The sequence below is a fragment of the Pseudomonas sp. p106 genome (assembly GCF_003936645.1).
In the GTDB taxonomy this organism is placed as follows: domain Bacteria; phylum Pseudomonadota; class Gammaproteobacteria; order Pseudomonadales; family Pseudomonadaceae; genus Aquipseudomonas; species Aquipseudomonas putida_E.
The window spans coordinates 1-15,617 of the sequence record NZ_RHQR01000011.1; the positions used below are offsets into that span (position 1 = coordinate 1).

The following is a 15,617-nucleotide window of genomic DNA, read 5'->3' on the forward strand; positions in this document are numbered from 1 at the left end:
TTAAGCAACTCTTTGAATTTCAAGGAGTTTCTCGTTCCGACTACGCTGGAAGTGGGGCGCATTATAAGGGGATTCGGACGCCCGTCAAGGCTTAATTCCAATAAACCTTACTATCGCTAAAAAGCAAAGCGGGGAGGCCTGTCGGCCTCCCCGCTTTTCATCACCTATATATAGCCTCAGAGCACACCAGCACTGCGCAAGCGCCCAAGCGCATCGCCATCCAACCCCAACACATCACCTAGAACTGCCTCCGTGTGCTCACCCAGCAGCGGCGGCGCACGACGATACTCAACGGGCGTTTCCGATAACCTGATAGGGCTGGCCACCTGCGGCACACTCCCAGCCAAGGCATGGGGCATGCTCACAGCCAGGCCGCGCGCAAGCACTTGCGGGTCCTGGAACATCTGCGCCAGATCATTGATCGGCCCACAGGGCACGCCTGCAGCTTCCAACTGGCTCACCCACTCAGCCGTTGTCTTGAACACCGTGGCCTGGCGAATCAACGGAATCAGCTCCGCCCGATTGGCCACCCGCAGCTTGTTGGTTGCGAAGCGTGGGTCATCAGCCCATTGAGGCTGACCAGCCACCTCGGCGAACTTGCGGAACTGGCCATCGTTGCCGACGGTAAGAATGAAGTCGCCATCTGCGGTCGGGAAATCCTGATAAGGCACAATATTAGGATGTGCATTGCCCAGCCGTCGCGGCGGGTTGCCAGTAGTGAGGTAGTTCATCGCCTGATTGGCCAGGCAGGCTACCTGCACATCCAGCAAGGCCATATCGATGTGCTGCCCGACACCGGCCTGGTCGCGATGGGCGAGGGCCGCCAGTATGGCCACGGTCGAATACAGCCCAGTCAGAATATCGGTAAGCGCTACCCCCACCTTCACAGGTCCGGCACCCTCATCACCGTCGGGGCGCCCGGTCAGGCTCATCAGCCCGCCCAGCCCCTGGATCATGAAGTCATAGCCCGCGCGCTTAGCGTAGGGCCCGGTCTGACCGAAGCCAGTGATCGAGCAATAGATAAGCCGGGGATTCACCGACTTCAGGCTCGCGTAATCCAGCCCATAGGCAGCCAGCCCGCCAACCTTGAAGTTTTCAATGACGATGTCCGACTTCGCAGCCAGCTCACGCACCAGGCGCTGCCCCTCTGGCTGAGTAAAGTCGATGGTCACCGAACGCTTGTTACGGTTGGCCGACAAATAGTAAGCCGCCTCACTGGTGTTCTCGCCTTGTACATCCTTGAGGAAGGGCGGCCCCCAGGCGCGAGTATCGTCGCCGCTGCCTGGGCGCTCGACCTTGATCACGTCGGCGCCCAGGTCAGCCAGAATCTGACCAGACCAGGGCCCAGCCAGCACACGGGAGAGGTCCAGCACCCGCAGATGAGATAGCGCGCCCATACCCTGGCTCCTTATCAATAGAAGGCCTGGATGCCGGTTTGCGCGCGCCCCAGAATCAGCGCGTGTACGTCATGGGTGCCCTCATAGGTATTGACCACCTCAAGATTGACCAGATGACGCGCCACGCCGAACTCGTCGGAGATACCGTTACCACCCAACATGTCACGGGCCATACGCGCAATGTCCAGCGACTTGCCGCACGAGTTGCGCTTCATGATCGAGGTGATCTCCACCGCAGCGGTGCCCTCGTCTTTCATACGCCCCAAACGCAGGCAGCCTTGCAGGGCCAGGGTAATTTCGGTCTGCATGTCGGCCAGCTTTTTCTGGATAAGCTGATTGGCAGCCAGCGGGCGACCGAACTGCTGACGGTCCAGGGTGTACTGGCGAGCGGTGTGCCAGCAGGCTTCAGCAGCCCCCAAAGCACCCCAGGAAATACCATAACGGGCAGAGTTCAGGCAGGTGAACGGACCTTTGAGGCCACGCACATCCGGGAAGATGTTTTCCTCAGGCACGAACACATTGTCCATCACGATTTCGCCGGTGATCGACGCGCGCAGCCCGACCTTGCCATGGATCGCCGGTGCACTGAGGCCCTGCCAACCCTTTTCAAGAACAAAGCCGCGGATATCGCCAGCGTCATCCTTGGCCCAGACCACGAACACATCGGCGATCGGGCTGTTGGTGATCCACATCTTGCTGCCGCTCAGGCGATAGCCGCCGTCCACCTTTCTGGCACGGGTGATCATCGAGCCCGGGTCGGAGCCATGGTTAGGCTCGGTCAGGCCGAAGCAACCGATCCACTCACCGCTGGCAAGCTTGGGCAGGTACTTCTGTTTCTGCGCTTCGGTACCGAACTCGTTGATCGGCACCATCACCAGTGAAGACTGCACACTCATCATCGAGCGATAGCCAGAGTCGATACGCTCCACTTCCCGGGCAATCAGCCCGTAGCACACGTAGTTGAGCCCACTCCCGCCATATTGCTCGGGAATGGTTGCGCCCAGCAGGCCGACTTCACCCATTTCGCGAAAAATAGCGGGGTCGGTCTGCTCATGACGGAAAGCCTCCAGCACCCGCGGGGCCAGCTTGTCCTGGGCGAACTGATAGGCGCTGTCACGAACCATGCGCTCTTCTTCAGTGAGCTGCTGGTCCAGCAGCAGCGGGTCGATCCAGTTGAAGCTTGCTTTACCGGCCATGAGTGAAATCCTCGAAATAGGGGAGCAGATTCTTGTGCCTTTGATCCTAGGCCTGATCTACAACGAGGACAAACGAGGATTGCGCACGTATTAGTGATAATTTATCACTCCGAAACACACAAAAACCCCATCTTGCAAACCCTATAAGTGAGGTTGCCGTACATGCGTCGCAAGATCCCCAGTACCACCGCATTGGTCTGCTTCGAAGCGGCAGCGCGCCACGAGAGCTTTACCAAGGCCGCTCAGGAACTTGCCCTGACCCAAGGCGCCGTCTGTCGCCAGATCGGCGGCCTCGAGGGGTTTCTCAACGTGGAGCTGTTCCGGCGCTCGCGGCGCGGCGTCAAGCTGACAGAGGCGGGACTGTCGTATAGCCGCCAGGTTGCCGCACAGCTGGATGCTGTAGAGCGTGACACCTTGTCGGTAATGCGCCAGCAAGGTGCCAACGTGATCGAACTGGCCGTAGTACCGACTTTCGGCACCCAATGGCTGCTGCCGCGGCTCAAGGACTTCCAGCAACGGCACCCGGATGTCACTGTCAACCTCACCAACCGCACACGGCCGTTCCTGTTTGCCGACACCACGTTCGATGCCGCTATCTATTTTGGCGATGCCGACTGGTCAGGCACGCACTCCCACCGCCTGATGGGCGAAAACCCGGTACCCGTGTGCAGCCCAGCCTTGCTGGACGGGCAAGGCATGCTCGACGCGACGCGAATCGCCCACCTGCCGCTGCTGCAGCAGACCACGCGGCCCTATGCCTGGCGACAGTGGTTCAATGGTCTGGGCATGAACGTTTCCGGGGACATGACAGGCCCGCGCTATGAACTGTTCTCAATGCTGGCCCAAGCTGCCATACACGGGATGGGCATCGCGCTGATACCGCCGTTCCTGATCCAGCGGGAACTGGAGGAAGGCAGACTGGTGGTCGCTAACAGATACGCCCTGTCCAGCGACAAGGCCTATTATCTGATGATTCCAGAGCGCAAGGCCGAATCGGCGTCGCTGCGGGCATTCCGTGATTGGCTGCTGGGGCAGGCACAGCATTACATCGCTCCTTCCCTACCCTTGTAGTCAATTATTTTGAACACCTACAGATGTATGTTTTTGTCGCATATAAGCAAACTGTTCAGGTGAATCGAAAAACCCCGACAAAACCGCTAAACACGCGGCTTTCAGAGGGTTTTACGACCTTCGCGAGTCCATCTGCGAAATCAGCGCAAAAAATTTCAAAAAATCCCCTAATCTGCCAATAGCCCATGTTTGACGGGCTGCGCCCTATTCGTTGCGACATACGGTCACAGGGTGACTTGTAGTTTTAACTTCGTTTCGCTCCATAACCGGTTGAAGGCCCCTGGGTTCGTCTGCAAAATGCTCCGCCCGCCCAGGATTCGGCGGACTGGCGCTCAACAGCCAAACCCGCGCACCACCCGAAGTGCGCTGGCTTCTATAAAGACAAAAAGGTCACCGCAGGAGAAATAGTCGTGCACATTGGTGTTCCTCTCGAGACGCAGACCGGTGAGACAAGGGTCGCTGCGACCCCGGAAACCATCAAGAAACTGATTGGCCAGGGCCATCAGGTCACCGTCCAACGGGGGGCAGGGCTCAATGCCAGCATTCCGGACAGTGCCTATGAGGCCGTGGGCGCTTCCCTGGGAAGTGCAGCCGATGCCTACGGCGCCCAACTGGTCCTCAAGGTGGTCGGTCCCAACGACCAGGAGCTGGCCCTGATCAACAGCGGCAGCCTTCTGGTGGGCATGCTCAACCCATTCAACAACGAGCTGATCGGCAAGATGGCAGAGCGCGGTATCACTGCCTTCGCCCTGGAGGCCGCGCCGCGTACATCCCGGGCCCAGAGCCTGGACGTGCTGTCGTCCCAGGCCAACATCGCCGGTTACAAGGCCGTGTTGCTGGCTGCCCATCATTACCCGCGCTTCATGCCCATGCTGATGACCGCCGCCGGTACTGTGAAAGCCGCGCGCGTGCTGATCCTGGGCGCTGGCGTTGCCGGCCTGCAGGCCATCGCCACCGCCAAGCGCCTGGGCGCAGTCATCGAGGCGTCCGACGTACGCCCGGCTGTCAAGGAGCAGATCGAGTCGCTGGGCGCCAAGTTCATCGACGTGCCCTACGAGACCGATGAGGAGCGCGAGTGCGCGGAAGGCGTCGGCGGCTATGCCCGGCCGATGCCGGCCAGCTGGATGCAGCGCCAGGCCCAGGCCGTGCATGAGCGAGCCAAACAGGCCGACATCGTCATCACTACGGCGCTCATCCCCGGCCGCAAGGCACCGACCCTGCTCAGCGCCGAAACCGTGGCGCAGATGAAACCAGGCTCGGTGGTCATCGACCTGGCCGCTGCCCAAGGCGGCAACTGCCCGCTGACTGTCGCCGACCAGGTCGTGATGGAAAACGGCGTGACCATCGTCGGCCCGACCAACCTGCCGGCCCAGGTGGCAGCAGATGCCTCGGCACTGTATGCACGCAACCTGCTGGATTTCATGAAGCTGCTGTTCGACAAGGACGGCGCGCTGGTCATCAACCTCGAAGACGACATCGTCGCCGCGTGCCTGATGTGCCGCGACGGCCAGGTCGTGCGCAAGAACGGCTAAGGAGCACGACAATGGAAGACATGCTGATTTCCCATGGCATCTACAACCTGATCATCTTCGTGCTGGCCATCTATATCGGCTACCACGTGGTCTGGAACGTGACCCCGGCACTGCACACTCCCCTGATGGCGGTCACCAACGCCATCTCGGCCATCGTCATCGTCGGCGCCATGCTGGCTGCCGCGCTGACCGTGACCCCGGCCGGCAAGCTGATGGGCACCCTGGCGGTGGCCCTGGCTGCGGTCAACGTGTTCGGTGGCTTCCTGGTCACCCGTCGCATGCTTGAGATGTTCAAGAAGAAAACCAAGAACGAGGCGCAGAAGTAAGCATGAGCATGAATCTGGTAACGCTCCTCTACCTCGTCGCCTCGGTCTGCTTCATTCAGGCGCTCAAGGGCCTGTCGCACCCGACCACGTCGCGGCGCGGCAACCTGTTCGGCATGATCGGCATGGGGATCGCGATCCTCACCACGGTTGGCCTCATCTATAAGCTTGGGGCAGAGCTGGCAACTGCCGGGATTGGCTACGTCATCGTCGGCCTGCTGGTCGGCGGTACCGCGGGCTCGATCATGGCCAAGCGCGTAGAAATGACCAAAATGCCGGAGCTGGTCGCCTTCATGCACAGCATGATCGGCCTGGCGGCGGTATTCATTGCCATCGCGGCAGTACTCGAGCCGCAATCGATGGGCATTGTCGCCAGCATCAGCGACCCGATCCCCACCGGTAACCGCCTGGAGCTGTTCCTTGGCGCTGCCATCGGTGCAATCACTTTCTCCGGTTCCGTGATCGCGTTCGGCAAGCTGTCGGGCAAGTACAAGTTCCGCCTGTTCCAAGGCGCACCGGTACAGTTCGCCGGCCAGCACAAGCTGAACCTGATTCTGGGCCTGACCACGATTGCCCTGGGCCTGCTGTTCACCTTCACCGGCCACTACAGCGCCTTCACCTTGATGCTGGTCCTGGCCTTCATCATGGGTGTACTGATCATTATCCCGATCGGCGGTGCAGACATGCCGGTGGTGGTGTCGATGCTCAATAGCTATTCGGGTTGGGCGGCGGCCGGTATCGGCTTCTCGCTGAACAACTCGATGCTGATCATCGCCGGCTCCCTGGTGGGCTCCAGCGGTGCGATCCTCTCGTACATCATGTGCAAAGCGATGAATCGCTCGTTCTTCAACGTCATCCTCGGCGGCTTCGGCGGGGATACCGATACCGGCGCAGCGCAAGGCTCGAAAGAGCAGCGCCCGGTGAAGTCCGGCTCGGCTGACGACGCGACCTTCCTGCTGAGCAACGCCGACACGGTGATCATCGTACCCGGCTACGGCCTGGCGGTAGCCCGTGCCCAGCACGCGCTCAAGGAGCTGACCGAGAAGCTGACCCACAACGGCGTGACCGTGAAGTACGCGATCCACCCGGTGGCAGGGCGCATGCCTGGGCATATGAACGTATTGCTGGCCGAGGCCGAAGTGCCCTACGACCAAGTGTTCGAGATGGAAGACATCAACGCCGAGTTCGGCCAGGCCGACGTAGTGTTGGTGCTGGGCGCCAACGACGTGGTCAACCCGGCGGCGAAGAACGATCCAAAGTCGCCGATCGCGGGCATGCCGATCCTGGAGGCGTACAAAGCCAAGACCATCATCGTCAACAAACGCTCCATGGCCAGCGGCTACGCCGGCCTGGACAACGAACTGTTCTACCTGGACAAGACCATGATGGTGTTCGGTGACGCGAAGAAGGTCATCGAGGATATGGTCAAAGCCGTCGAGTAACCCCGCTTCCACCACCCAGTGGACTATAAAGAAGCCCCGGCGAGATCCCTCCCGGGGCTTTTTCATTTTGCTGATCCAGATCAATGGCTCTATTGCGTGGCTCCTCATACGACCATGGTCGCGGGACGGCGCCGGGGTAAATCTCTAGACTGCGCTGCAGTAGCTTCAGTAGCCCGAGATAACAATCCATGTACCGTGATCGTATCCGCTTGTCCTCCCTGCACAGCAAGGTAATGAGTGCGGCTGACGCCGCTGGCCTGATCGAGGACGGCATGACCGTCGGCATGAGCGGGTTCACCCGCGCCGGCGAAGCCAAGGCCGTACCGCATGCCTTGGCCGAACGCGCCAAGCTGTCGCCTCTGAAAATCAGCCTGATGACCGGCGCCAGCCTGGGCAATGACCTGGACAAGCAACTGACCGAGGCTGGCGTGCTGGCGCGCCGCATGCCGTTCCAGGTCGACAGCACCCTGCGCAAAGCCATCAACGACGGTCAGGTGATGTTCATCGACCAGCACCTGTCGGAAACCGTCGAGCAACTGCGCAACCAGCAGCTCAAACTGCCGGACATCGCGGTAATCGAAGCGGTGGCCATTACTGAACAGGGCCACATCGTGCCGACCACTTCGGTGGGCAACTCGGCGAGCTTCGCGATCTTCGCCAAGCAGGTGATTGTCGAGATCAACCTGTCGCACAACGCCAACCTCGAAGGCCTGCACGACATCTATATCCCGACCTATCGCCCAACCCGCACGCCGATCCCGCTTGTGAAAGTGGATGACCGCATCGGCAGCACCGCAATCCCGATCGACCCCGCCAAGATCGTCGGCATCGTCATCAGCGACCAGCCAGATTCGCCCTCCACCGTGCTACCGCCGGACGATGAAACCCAGGCCATCGCCGACCACCTGATCAACTTCCTCAAGAACGAAGTGGATGCAGGCCGCATGACCAACAGGCTCGGCCCGCTGCAAGCCGGCATCGGCAGCATCGCCAACGCGGTGATGTGTGGCCTGATCGAGTCGCCGTTCGAAGACCTGACCATGTACTCCGAAGTACTTCAGGACTCGACCTTCGACCTGATCGACGCTGGCAAGCTGAGTTTTGCCTCGGGCAGCTCCATCACCCTGTCGGGCCGTCGCAATGCCGACGTATTCGGCAACCTGGAGCGCTACAAGGACAAGCTGGTACTGCGCCCGCAGGAGATCTCCAACCACCCTGAAGTCGTGCGCCGCCTTGGCATCATCGGCATCAACACGGCGCTGGAGTTCGACATCTACGGCAACGTCAACTCCACGCACGTCTGTGGCACCCGGATGATGAACGGTATCGGTGGCTCCGGCGATTTCGCCCGTAATGCCCACCTGGCCGTATTCGTCACCAAGTCGATCGCCAAAGGCGGCGCGATCTCCAGCGTGGTGCCTATGGTGAGCCATGTCGACCACACCGAGCACGACGTGGACATCCTGGTGACCGAACAGGGGCTTGCCGACCTGCGGGGCCTCGCGCCACGGGAACGGGCACGGGCGATCATCGATAACTGTGTCCACCCGGATTACCGTGCAGCGCTGAACGACTATTTCGATCGCGCTTGCCTGCGTGGCGGCCACACTCCGCATATCCTGCGTGAGGCGCTGAGCTGGCACGAAAATCTGGAAGAAAGTGGGCGCATGCTCGCCAGCTGATCTGTAGCAGCGGCCTGCCTTTGCCCGAGGCCGCCACGCATTCCGGACGCCATAGCAATACCTCGAGGGCTGCTCTGCAGCCCTTTCGAGGCTCAAGCACGATTCAGCAAGCACTGAATAAAATAAAACTGTACTACTGTACCGTTAATTCGCCACGCTCCCGCCTGCTCAAAGCCATATAAAACCTGAAAAAGCACCATAACGGTGCGGACCAGTACAGTTGCGCCTGTTTCGAGTGCAACAGTAGGGTTACACAGTTAACTGAACCATCGTAATGCAGTAGAACTGTATCTACTGTTATGGACAGCAGAGGAGGATCATTGGCATCAGTTAAACCACTCCCTAGTCCCGCCATAAGCGGAAGGATGAAACATCATGGAACGTACCCTCAGTTCCGGTCTCGTTTTCGAAAACAACGCCCAGCAAACCAACGCTTCGCTGCCGCTGCGCGCGCTCTCTACCCTGCTGCTGTGGCAGCGCCGCATGGCCAGCCGCCGTCAGCTGGCGCGTCTCGATGCCCGCCTGCTGGCCGATGCCGGTATCAGCGAGTCGCAGCGTTACGAAGAGCTGAGCAAGCCGTTCTGGCGCTAAGCACCGGCTCGCCGGCTTCAGCTGGCACCGTGAATCCCAAACCCGTTGCAGGAGACTGCAGCGGGTTTTTTTATGGGGTAACTCCCGGCCACCCTTGAAGCAGAGCCTGCCATCACTTAACCAGTACAATTTTCAAAGTATCAAAATAGACCATAACAGTTACCTTGTGCGCCGTTCATTGACATCCATAAATTCCGGCGCGTGATACGCTTGACTGGGCGGTCTGGTAAAAACCAGATGTTCAAAGCCACCGTGACGAACCGTGTGAGCGTCCAATAAGCAGATCCACCCGAATCTTCCCCAGGAGTGCACGACCATGACCCGTAATTACCTGATTGGCGCAGCCCTGCTGCTCGGCCTGGCCGGCACTGCCCACGCCACCAGCTTCATTGTCACTACTGATGCAGTCGTTGGCGCGGTTGCCGCCTCCACCGACGCTACCTCCGATGTGTCCTCGTCTTTCCGTGATGACAAGATCGTTCAGGCCGCTCGCGATGATGCGGCCAGCTACGTGGGCAGCCAGGGCGCCATTCGCGGCGCCAAGCTCGAGAGCGCTTTGCTGCACATCCGCTCGAGCATGCCAGCCCTGCAGGCCAGCGATGCGCAATTGGCCCAGGCCATCTTGGCGATCTGACCTGCTACAGCCCACAAGCGCTGGCCCTGGCCGGTACTTGTGGGCTAGCCTTCGACGTTCCTGTTCCTGTCGTAAGAAAGCCAATGCGTTATCTGTTGCCGCTGCTGTTTTCCGTAGTCGCCATGGGCAGTGCCCATGCCATGGACACCACCACGCAAGGCCTGGTCATCACAGGCTACGTCACCAGCCAAGTCACGACTGCCCCATTCGACCGCAAGCTGGTCAGGCAGGCTCGCGACGATGCCGCAGCCTTCGTCGCCAGCGACGGCCTGATTCACGGAGCACGCCTGGAAGCAGCACTCAAGTCGCTGCGCCATGACGGCGGCCGTCAATCTGTCGGCGACCTTGAACTGGCAGAAGCAATTCTCGTCCAATCACTAAATCTGACTCCCTGCATTTCCGGAGAAGCTCCATGCGTAAACCGCTGATCGCCGCTACCCTCGGCATGTTGCTGCTGGCCGACCTGGCCCAGGCACAAACTCTGGTGGCCACCAGCAACATCATCGTGCGGGCCTTTGGCCGCTCGATCGACTTCACCTCTGACACCACCACCTCGATCCGCGACTCCAAGGTCGTGCGTGAAGCCCATGACGATGCCGCCAGCTTCGTCGCCAGCAACGGTGATATTCGTGGCGCCCAGCTTGAGGCCGCCTTCAACACCCTGCGCGAACGCGTGCCTGAAGCGCGCGGCGCCAGCGACCAGGTGCTGGCCGAAGCCATCCTGGCGCTGTGAACCGCGTACGTGCCTGGTTGCTCGGCTGCGCCCTGACGCTGCTGGGCACGCCCGCCCTGGCCGGCCTGCAGCTCGAGCTGCAGGCAGCCGGCCTGGCCCCACAGCAGGCTCAAGCCACCCAAGCCCTGCTTGATGAGGCTTTGGCCAAGCTCCCTCCCCGCTTCAAGCAACAGCTCGACCGGCGCATTGAGGTCAGCTGGAGCGACAACATGCCAGCCGATGCCTACGGGCAGGCCTCCTTGGTCTCGACCCTGCAGCTCAACCGGCGCCTGCTGCCCGGCCTGACTGACGGCAGTGCTGCGCAGGAGCGCACCAACCGTCCGCATGGCACGGTGCGTGAGGAATTGCTGGCTACAGTCCTGCACGAACTTACCCACATATACGACCGAGCCCGGCTCTGGCCCAGTGCTGAACATTCGCTGATCGCCCGCTGCAAGCGCCAGCAAGGCACCGTTGGCAAGGTCGGTCTTCCCGAGCAATGCCGCGGCCAGGCCGAGCGCCGCTTTACCCTGAGCGACGACCCGCGCCTGCTCGACCTGGCCGGCTGGCAGCAATACGTCGGCCGCCGCGGTGAGCGCGAACAGCACAATGGCCAGTTCCTGCGCAGCCCCGATAGCTATGAGCTGAGCAGCCCCAAGGAATACATCGCGGTCAACATGGAGTACTTCCTCCTGGACCCGAGCTACGGCTGCCGTCGGCCAGCGCTCAATCAGTACCTGGCTGATCATTTCGGCTGGGCGCCCGAGCAGGCAACGTGCGCCAAGGGCTTGCCATTCCTCAACGCCGGCAGCGACTTCGCCCGCCAGCCGTTGGGCGAAATCGACCCGGAACGGGTCTATGAGGTGGACTTTCTGCTGGCCGAGGCCAACCAGAACCTGGTGAGCCGCTGGGGCCACAGCATGCTGCGCCTGGTGATCTGCAAACCCGGCCGCCCTCGCGGGCCAGACTGCCGACTGGACCTCGACCAGCACCTGGTGCTCTCCTACCGTGCTTTCGTCAATGACGTTCAACTGTCCAGCTGGGATGGTCTGGTTGGCGCCTATCCGTCGAGGCTGTTCGTGCTACCGCTGGCCCAAGTGATCGACGAATACACCAAGACCGAACTGCGTAGCCTGGCGTCGGTGCCGTTGAAGCTCAACCGCGACGAAGTTGAAAACCTGGTACGCCAGGCCGCGGAGATGCACTGGAGTTATGACGGCAACTACTGGTTCCTGTCCAACAACTGTGCGGTGGAGTCATTGAAACTGCTGCGCAGCGGCACCGCCAACCCGCGCCTGAATGATCTCGACAGCATCATGCCCAACGGTTTGCTTGCAGTATTGAAGGGCCGGGGGCTGGCCGATACCAGCGTGCTCGACGACCCGCGCGAAGCATTGCGCCTGGGCTACCGTTTCGACTCGTATCGCGACCGCTATCAAGCGATGTTCGATGTGCTGAAGCAACAGCTGCCAGTCAAGCAGGACAAGGTCGAGGACTGGCTGGCCCAGGACGCCGAACAGCGCCGCGGCTGGTTCTTGCAAGCCGACCTGCGCACTAGCGCCGCCTTGCTTCTGCTGGAACAGGCCAGCCTGCGCCGCCAACTGCTGCTGGCTCAGGATGAAGTGAAGCAGCGCTATCTGAATGCGGCCGCGCTGAAAGATGGCAGTATCAACAAGGCCGACCAGACCCTGAAGCAGATGCTCGCCAACAGTGGCTTCCTCAGCCGCCCGGCCGAACTGCTGGATACAAAGGGATACGGGCTGCCGCAGCCGGATGAGCGCAAGCATCTGGAAAAAGTCAGTAGTGAACGGCAGGCACAGTTGCTGCGCTTGAGCACTGACCTGGACAGAGAAGTCAGGGCGCTGCTGGAGCCTTCGCGGGCCAAGGAAATTGCTGCGGTCGAGGCCAATGTGAAGCTGATTGGTGAGCACCTGCGGGCGCTGCACAAGGCAGCAGGCGGCCTGCAACTGCCTTGATTGCCCTCCTGGCCCTGTCGCCGGCAAACCGGCGACAGGGCGGGCAATGCCATCCAGAGGCTAGCGTTTTTCCTCTTCCTCTTCAGGCAAACCTTCATCCACATGCAGCCAGGGCAACCGGCTCCCGGTCCAGATGTGCCGCGTGGCACGCACCCGTTCCGGGTGGTCCAGCGTCGCTACCGTTACATCGATGCTGCCCGGGCTATGCGACGTCACCAACGCCACATGTGCACCACAATCACCGCAGAAGTAGCGCTTGCAACTGGCCGGAGCCACATAGCACTGCGGCCTGCCCGCCACCCATTGGAAACCGGAGCGAGGCACGGTGAGCCAGGTCACCAGCAGGCCGCCGCTGACCCGCCTGCAGATCGAGCAATGGCAATGGGCGATATCCGTCAACTCACCCTTCAAGCAATAGCGCAAGGCGCCGCAATGGCAGCCACCTTCAGTTACATCAGACATCTCCTACCTCCCGTCGCCCTTTTCCTGGCGAAAGCTGGCTGAAAGCTTGCACCCATAGGATAGCCACCACTACCGGCACAAGACCGGTCAGCCAGGGCACCCGGAATCTTCCGCGCCCGGCCCAATCAACAACAACAATGGTGATTCTGATGTATTCCTGTGCCCGCCCTTTCGCAGTCCCCCCCCGCTTGCTCCCCGCGCAGCGCTCAACGCGCTGATTCGCCCGATCGACTTTCCTTTCGCCGCGCCACGCCTGGAGTATTGCCATGCTGACCTTCCTCGGCTTTGCCATGGTCATCACCTTCATGTACCTGATCATGACCAAGCGCCTGTCGGCCTTGATCGCGCTGATCCTGGTACCGATCCTGTTCGCCCTGTTCGGTGGTTTTTCCGCCAAGATCGGCCCGATGATGCTCGAAGGCATCAGCAAGCTCGCGCCCACCGGCGTCATGCTGATGTTCGCCATCCTTTACTTCGCCCTGATGATCGACTCCGGCCTGTTCGACCCGGCGGTGCGCAAGATCCTCAAGCTGGTCAAGGGCGACCCGCTGAAAGTCTCGGTCGGCACCGCGGTGCTGGCCCTGGTGGTCTCGCTGGACGGTGACGGCGCCACCACCTACATGATCTGCTGCGCCGCCATGCTGCCCCTGTACAGCCGCCTGGGCATGAGCCCGCGGATCATGGCCGGCCTGATCATCCTCGCTGGTGGGGTAATGAACATGACCCCATGGGGCGGCCCTACTGCCCGCGCAGCCAGTGCCCTGCACGTAGACCCTTCGGACATTTTCGTACCGATGATCCCGGCCATGGTCTTTGGCGTGCTGGCGATCCTGGCCATCGCCTACATGTACGGCAAGCGTGAGCGTGCCCGCCTGGGTGAACTGCACCTGCCTACCGACGACATCGATCACAGCGAAATCACCGTGTCGCAGTTCCCCGACGCACGCCGGCCGAAGCTTCTGTGGTTCAACGGTGCGCTCACCGCTGCGCTGATGGCTGCACTGATCGCAGGCCTGCTACCACTGCCGGTGCTGTTCATGATCGCCTTCAGCATCGCCATGATCGTCAACTACCCTTGCCTTCAGCAGCAGAAGGACCGTATTGCCGCCCACGCTGGCAGCGTACTCGCCGTGACCGGGCTGATCTTCGCCGCCGGTATCTTCACCGGCATCCTGTCGGGCACCGGCATGGTCGAGGCCATGTCCAAAAGCTTGCTGGCGGTCATTCCCGAAGCGCTGGGCCCTTACCTGGCGGTGATCACCGCGATCGTGAGCATGCCGTTCACCTTCTTCATGTCCAATGACGCCTTCTATTACGGCGTGCTGCCGGTGCTGGCCGAAGCGGCCAGCCACTACGGCATCAGCCCGGTGGAAATGGCCCGCGCTTCGATCGTCGGCCAGCCGGTACACCTGCTGAGCCCGCTGGTACCCTCGACCTACCTGCTGGTGGCGCTGGCAGGCATCGAATTCGGTGATCATCAGCGCTTCACCCTCAAGTGGGCAGTACTGGTGTGCATGTGCATAATGCTCGCCGCACTGCTGATGGGCATTTTTCCGCTGTTCAGCAGTCTGTAAATAAACGCCTGTCACCGCAACGCGAAGTGCCCTGTGCAGGGGCGCTTCGCCACTATCGTTCGAAGGAATACACATGGAATGGCTGACCAGCCCGGAAATCTGGGTTGCCTTTTTCACCCTCACTGCGCTTGAGATCGTTCTCGGTATCGACAACATCATCATGATCTCGATTCTGGTCAGCCGCATGCCCAAGCACATGCAGGCGCGCACCCGAATCTTCGGCCTGGCCCTGGCCATGGTCACCCGCATTTTGCTGTTGCTGTCGATCACCTGGGTCATGCGCCTGACTGCCGACCTGTTCGTGGTATTCGGCCAGGGCATCTCGGGCCGCGACCTGATTCTGTTCTTTGGCGGCCTGTTCCTGCTGTGGAAAAGCTCGCAGGAGATCTACCACGGCCTGGAAGGCGAGGACGAAAGCGGTGACGAGCCCAAGGGCAAGGGCGGCACGTTCCTCTTCACCATCATTCAGATCGCCATCATCGACATCGTGTTCTCCCTGGACTCGGTGATCACTGCTGTAGGCATGGTTTCGCATGTGCCGGTGATGGTCGCAGCAATCATCGTTGCAGTACTGGTGATGATGTTGTGCGCCGGTGCCATCAGCAACTTCATCGACAAGCACCCTTCGCTGAAGATGCTTGCGCTTTCGTTCCTGATCGTCGTAGGTACCGTGCTGATCGCCGAATCTTTCGATGTGCACGTGCCCAAGGGCTACGTCTACTTCGCCATGGCGTTCTCGCTGGGGGTGGAGGCCATCAACATCCGCATGCGCACCGCCATGGCGCGCAAGCGCGGCAAGGAGCAAGACGCAGTTAAATTGCGCAAGGACATTCCGGGTCAGTAAGCACCGCGAACGCAGTATTCGAGGGCCCTCATCAGGGCCCTTTTTCATGCCTTGGGTTTCGTGACAGACAGGTTTCAAATACTGGCCGAGCATGCCAAGCTGGCGACAGGCCCGCAAAACAACTAAAGCTTGAGTAAGCACTGGATAAAAACACCCACCCCCGGGCCAGGCTTACCGCTTC

The 15,617-nt window shown here is 60.8% G+C and carries 15 protein-coding genes; 12 read left to right on the forward strand and 3 right to left on the reverse strand.

Annotation, left to right across the window (positions count from 1 at the left end; all coding sequences use genetic code 11):
- Nucleotides 1-176 precede the first annotated feature (176 nt).
- Together EGJ09_RS14810 and EGJ09_RS14815 are read right to left on the reverse strand one after the other, a co-directional pair.
- A complete protein-coding gene (locus tag EGJ09_RS14810) occupies nt 177-1,397 on the reverse strand; it encodes a CaiB/BaiF CoA-transferase family protein (RefSeq protein ID WP_046786713.1) in 1,221 nt (406 codons plus the stop codon).
- A gap of 14 nt (nt 1,398-1,411) precedes the next feature.
- On the reverse strand, nt 1,412-2,593 hold the full coding sequence (locus EGJ09_RS14815; protein WP_012316821.1) for an acyl-CoA dehydrogenase: 1,182 nt from the start codon (nt 2,591-2,593) through the stop codon (nt 1,412-1,414).
- Between the two features lie 162 nt (nt 2,594-2,755).
- Here EGJ09_RS14815 and gcvA point away from each other — a divergent pair, with 162 nt between their 5' ends.
- From gcvA to EGJ09_RS14865, 10 genes are all read left to right on the forward strand, one after another.
- On the forward strand, nt 2,756-3,664 hold the full coding sequence (gene gcvA / locus EGJ09_RS14820; protein ID WP_125924261.1) for a transcriptional regulator GcvA: 909 nt from the start codon (nt 2,756-2,758) through the stop codon (nt 3,662-3,664).
- Nucleotides 3,665-4,074: 410 nt separating this feature from the next.
- The gene (locus tag EGJ09_RS14825) at nt 4,075-5,196 is read left to right on the forward strand and encodes a Re/Si-specific NAD(P)(+) transhydrogenase subunit alpha (protein WP_039604735.1); all 1,122 of its coding nucleotides are present in this window, start codon (nt 4,075-4,077) and stop codon (nt 5,194-5,196) included.
- Nucleotides 5,197-5,207: 11 nt separating this feature from the next.
- Entirely contained in the window at nt 5,208-5,522 is a 315-nt protein-coding gene (locus tag EGJ09_RS14830; protein WP_012316824.1) for an NAD(P) transhydrogenase subunit alpha, read from the forward strand.
- Between the two features lie 2 nt (nt 5,523-5,524).
- Nucleotides 5,525-6,961 (forward strand): NAD(P)(+) transhydrogenase (Re/Si-specific) subunit beta, encoded by a 1,437-nt coding sequence (locus EGJ09_RS14835; protein WP_042111833.1) that lies wholly within the window; start codon nt 5,525-5,527, stop codon nt 6,959-6,961.
- 188 nt (nt 6,962-7,149) lie between these two features.
- Nucleotides 7,150-8,643, forward strand: a complete 1,494-nt coding sequence (locus EGJ09_RS14840) for an acetyl-CoA hydrolase/transferase family protein (RefSeq protein ID WP_039604671.1) — start codon at nt 7,150-7,152, stop codon at nt 8,641-8,643.
- Nucleotides 8,644-9,018: 375 nt separating this feature from the next.
- Complete coding sequence (locus tag EGJ09_RS14845; protein ID WP_012316827.1) at nt 9,019-9,234, forward strand: DUF1127 domain-containing protein; 216 nt, start codon at nt 9,019-9,021, stop codon at nt 9,232-9,234.
- Nucleotides 9,235-9,550: 316 nt separating this feature from the next.
- Nucleotides 9,551-9,868 carry a DUF2388 domain-containing protein gene (locus tag EGJ09_RS14850; RefSeq protein ID WP_046786715.1) on the forward strand — a complete coding sequence of 106 codons (318 nt, stop codon included), beginning with the start codon at nt 9,551-9,553 and terminating at the stop codon, nt 9,866-9,868.
- An 83-nt stretch (nt 9,869-9,951) separates the two neighbouring features.
- Nucleotides 9,952-10,296 (forward strand): DUF2388 domain-containing protein, encoded by a 345-nt coding sequence (locus EGJ09_RS14855; protein ID WP_125924262.1) that lies wholly within the window; start codon nt 9,952-9,954, stop codon nt 10,294-10,296.
- Nucleotides 10,281-10,601 carry a DUF2388 domain-containing protein gene (locus tag EGJ09_RS14860; protein WP_012316830.1) on the forward strand — a complete coding sequence of 107 codons (321 nt, stop codon included), beginning with the start codon at nt 10,281-10,283 and terminating at the stop codon, nt 10,599-10,601. Before EGJ09_RS14855 ends, EGJ09_RS14860 begins: the two co-directional genes overlap by 16 nt.
- On the forward strand, nt 10,598-12,556 hold the full coding sequence (locus tag EGJ09_RS14865; protein WP_125924263.1) for a DUF4105 domain-containing protein: 1,959 nt from the start codon (nt 10,598-10,600) through the stop codon (nt 12,554-12,556). Before EGJ09_RS14860 ends, EGJ09_RS14865 begins: the two co-directional genes overlap by 4 nt.
- Before the next feature lie 60 nt (nt 12,557-12,616).
- Here EGJ09_RS14865 and EGJ09_RS14870 read toward each other — a convergent pair whose 3' ends face one another.
- Nucleotides 12,617-13,018, reverse strand: coding sequence for a GFA family protein (locus EGJ09_RS14870; RefSeq protein WP_046786718.1), 402 nt, complete (start codon nt 13,016-13,018; stop codon nt 12,617-12,619).
- 266 nt (nt 13,019-13,284) lie between these two features.
- Between EGJ09_RS14870 and EGJ09_RS14875 the strand changes: the two genes are divergently transcribed.
- Nucleotides 13,285-14,592, forward strand: coding sequence for a CitMHS family transporter (locus EGJ09_RS14875; protein ID WP_012316833.1), 1,308 nt, complete (start codon nt 13,285-13,287; stop codon nt 14,590-14,592).
- Between the two features lie 73 nt (nt 14,593-14,665).
- Nucleotides 14,666-15,436, forward strand: coding sequence for a TerC family protein (locus EGJ09_RS14880; RefSeq protein WP_012316834.1), 771 nt, complete (start codon nt 14,666-14,668; stop codon nt 15,434-15,436).
- Nucleotides 15,437-15,617 lie beyond the last annotated feature (181 nt).

Excerpts from the sequence above, each read along its gene's own strand:
- EGJ09_RS14850 (WP_046786715.1), top strand. The coding sequence starts at position 9,551 with ATGACCCGTAATTACCTGATTGGCGCAGCCCTGCTGCTCGGCCTGGCC.
- EGJ09_RS14830 (WP_012316824.1), top strand. The coding sequence starts at position 5,208 with ATGGAAGACATGCTGATTTCCCATGGCATCTACAACCTGATCATCTTC.
- EGJ09_RS14870 (WP_046786718.1), bottom strand. The coding sequence starts at position 13,018 with ATGTCTGATGTAACTGAAGGTGGCTGCCATTGCGGCGCCTTGCGCTAT.
- gcvA (WP_125924261.1), top strand. The coding sequence starts at position 2,756 with ATGCGTCGCAAGATCCCCAGTACCACCGCATTGGTCTGCTTCGAAGCG.
- EGJ09_RS14860 (WP_012316830.1), top strand. The coding sequence starts at position 10,281 with ATGCGTAAACCGCTGATCGCCGCTACCCTCGGCATGTTGCTGCTGGCC.
- EGJ09_RS14840 (WP_039604671.1), top strand. The coding sequence starts at position 7,150 with ATGTACCGTGATCGTATCCGCTTGTCCTCCCTGCACAGCAAGGTAATG.
- EGJ09_RS14875 (WP_012316833.1), top strand. The coding sequence starts at position 13,285 with ATGCTGACCTTCCTCGGCTTTGCCATGGTCATCACCTTCATGTACCTG.
- EGJ09_RS14855 (WP_125924262.1), top strand. The coding sequence starts at position 9,952 with ATGCGTTATCTGTTGCCGCTGCTGTTTTCCGTAGTCGCCATGGGCAGT.
- EGJ09_RS14810 (WP_046786713.1), bottom strand. The coding sequence starts at position 1,397 with ATGGGCGCGCTATCTCATCTGCGGGTGCTGGACCTCTCCCGTGTGCTG.
- EGJ09_RS14835 (WP_042111833.1), top strand. The coding sequence starts at position 5,525 with ATGAGCATGAATCTGGTAACGCTCCTCTACCTCGTCGCCTCGGTCTGC.
- EGJ09_RS14815 (WP_012316821.1), bottom strand. The coding sequence starts at position 2,593 with ATGGCCGGTAAAGCAAGCTTCAACTGGATCGACCCGCTGCTGCTGGAC.
- EGJ09_RS14880 (WP_012316834.1), top strand. The coding sequence starts at position 14,666 with ATGGAATGGCTGACCAGCCCGGAAATCTGGGTTGCCTTTTTCACCCTC.
- EGJ09_RS14845 (WP_012316827.1), top strand. The coding sequence starts at position 9,019 with ATGGAACGTACCCTCAGTTCCGGTCTCGTTTTCGAAAACAACGCCCAG.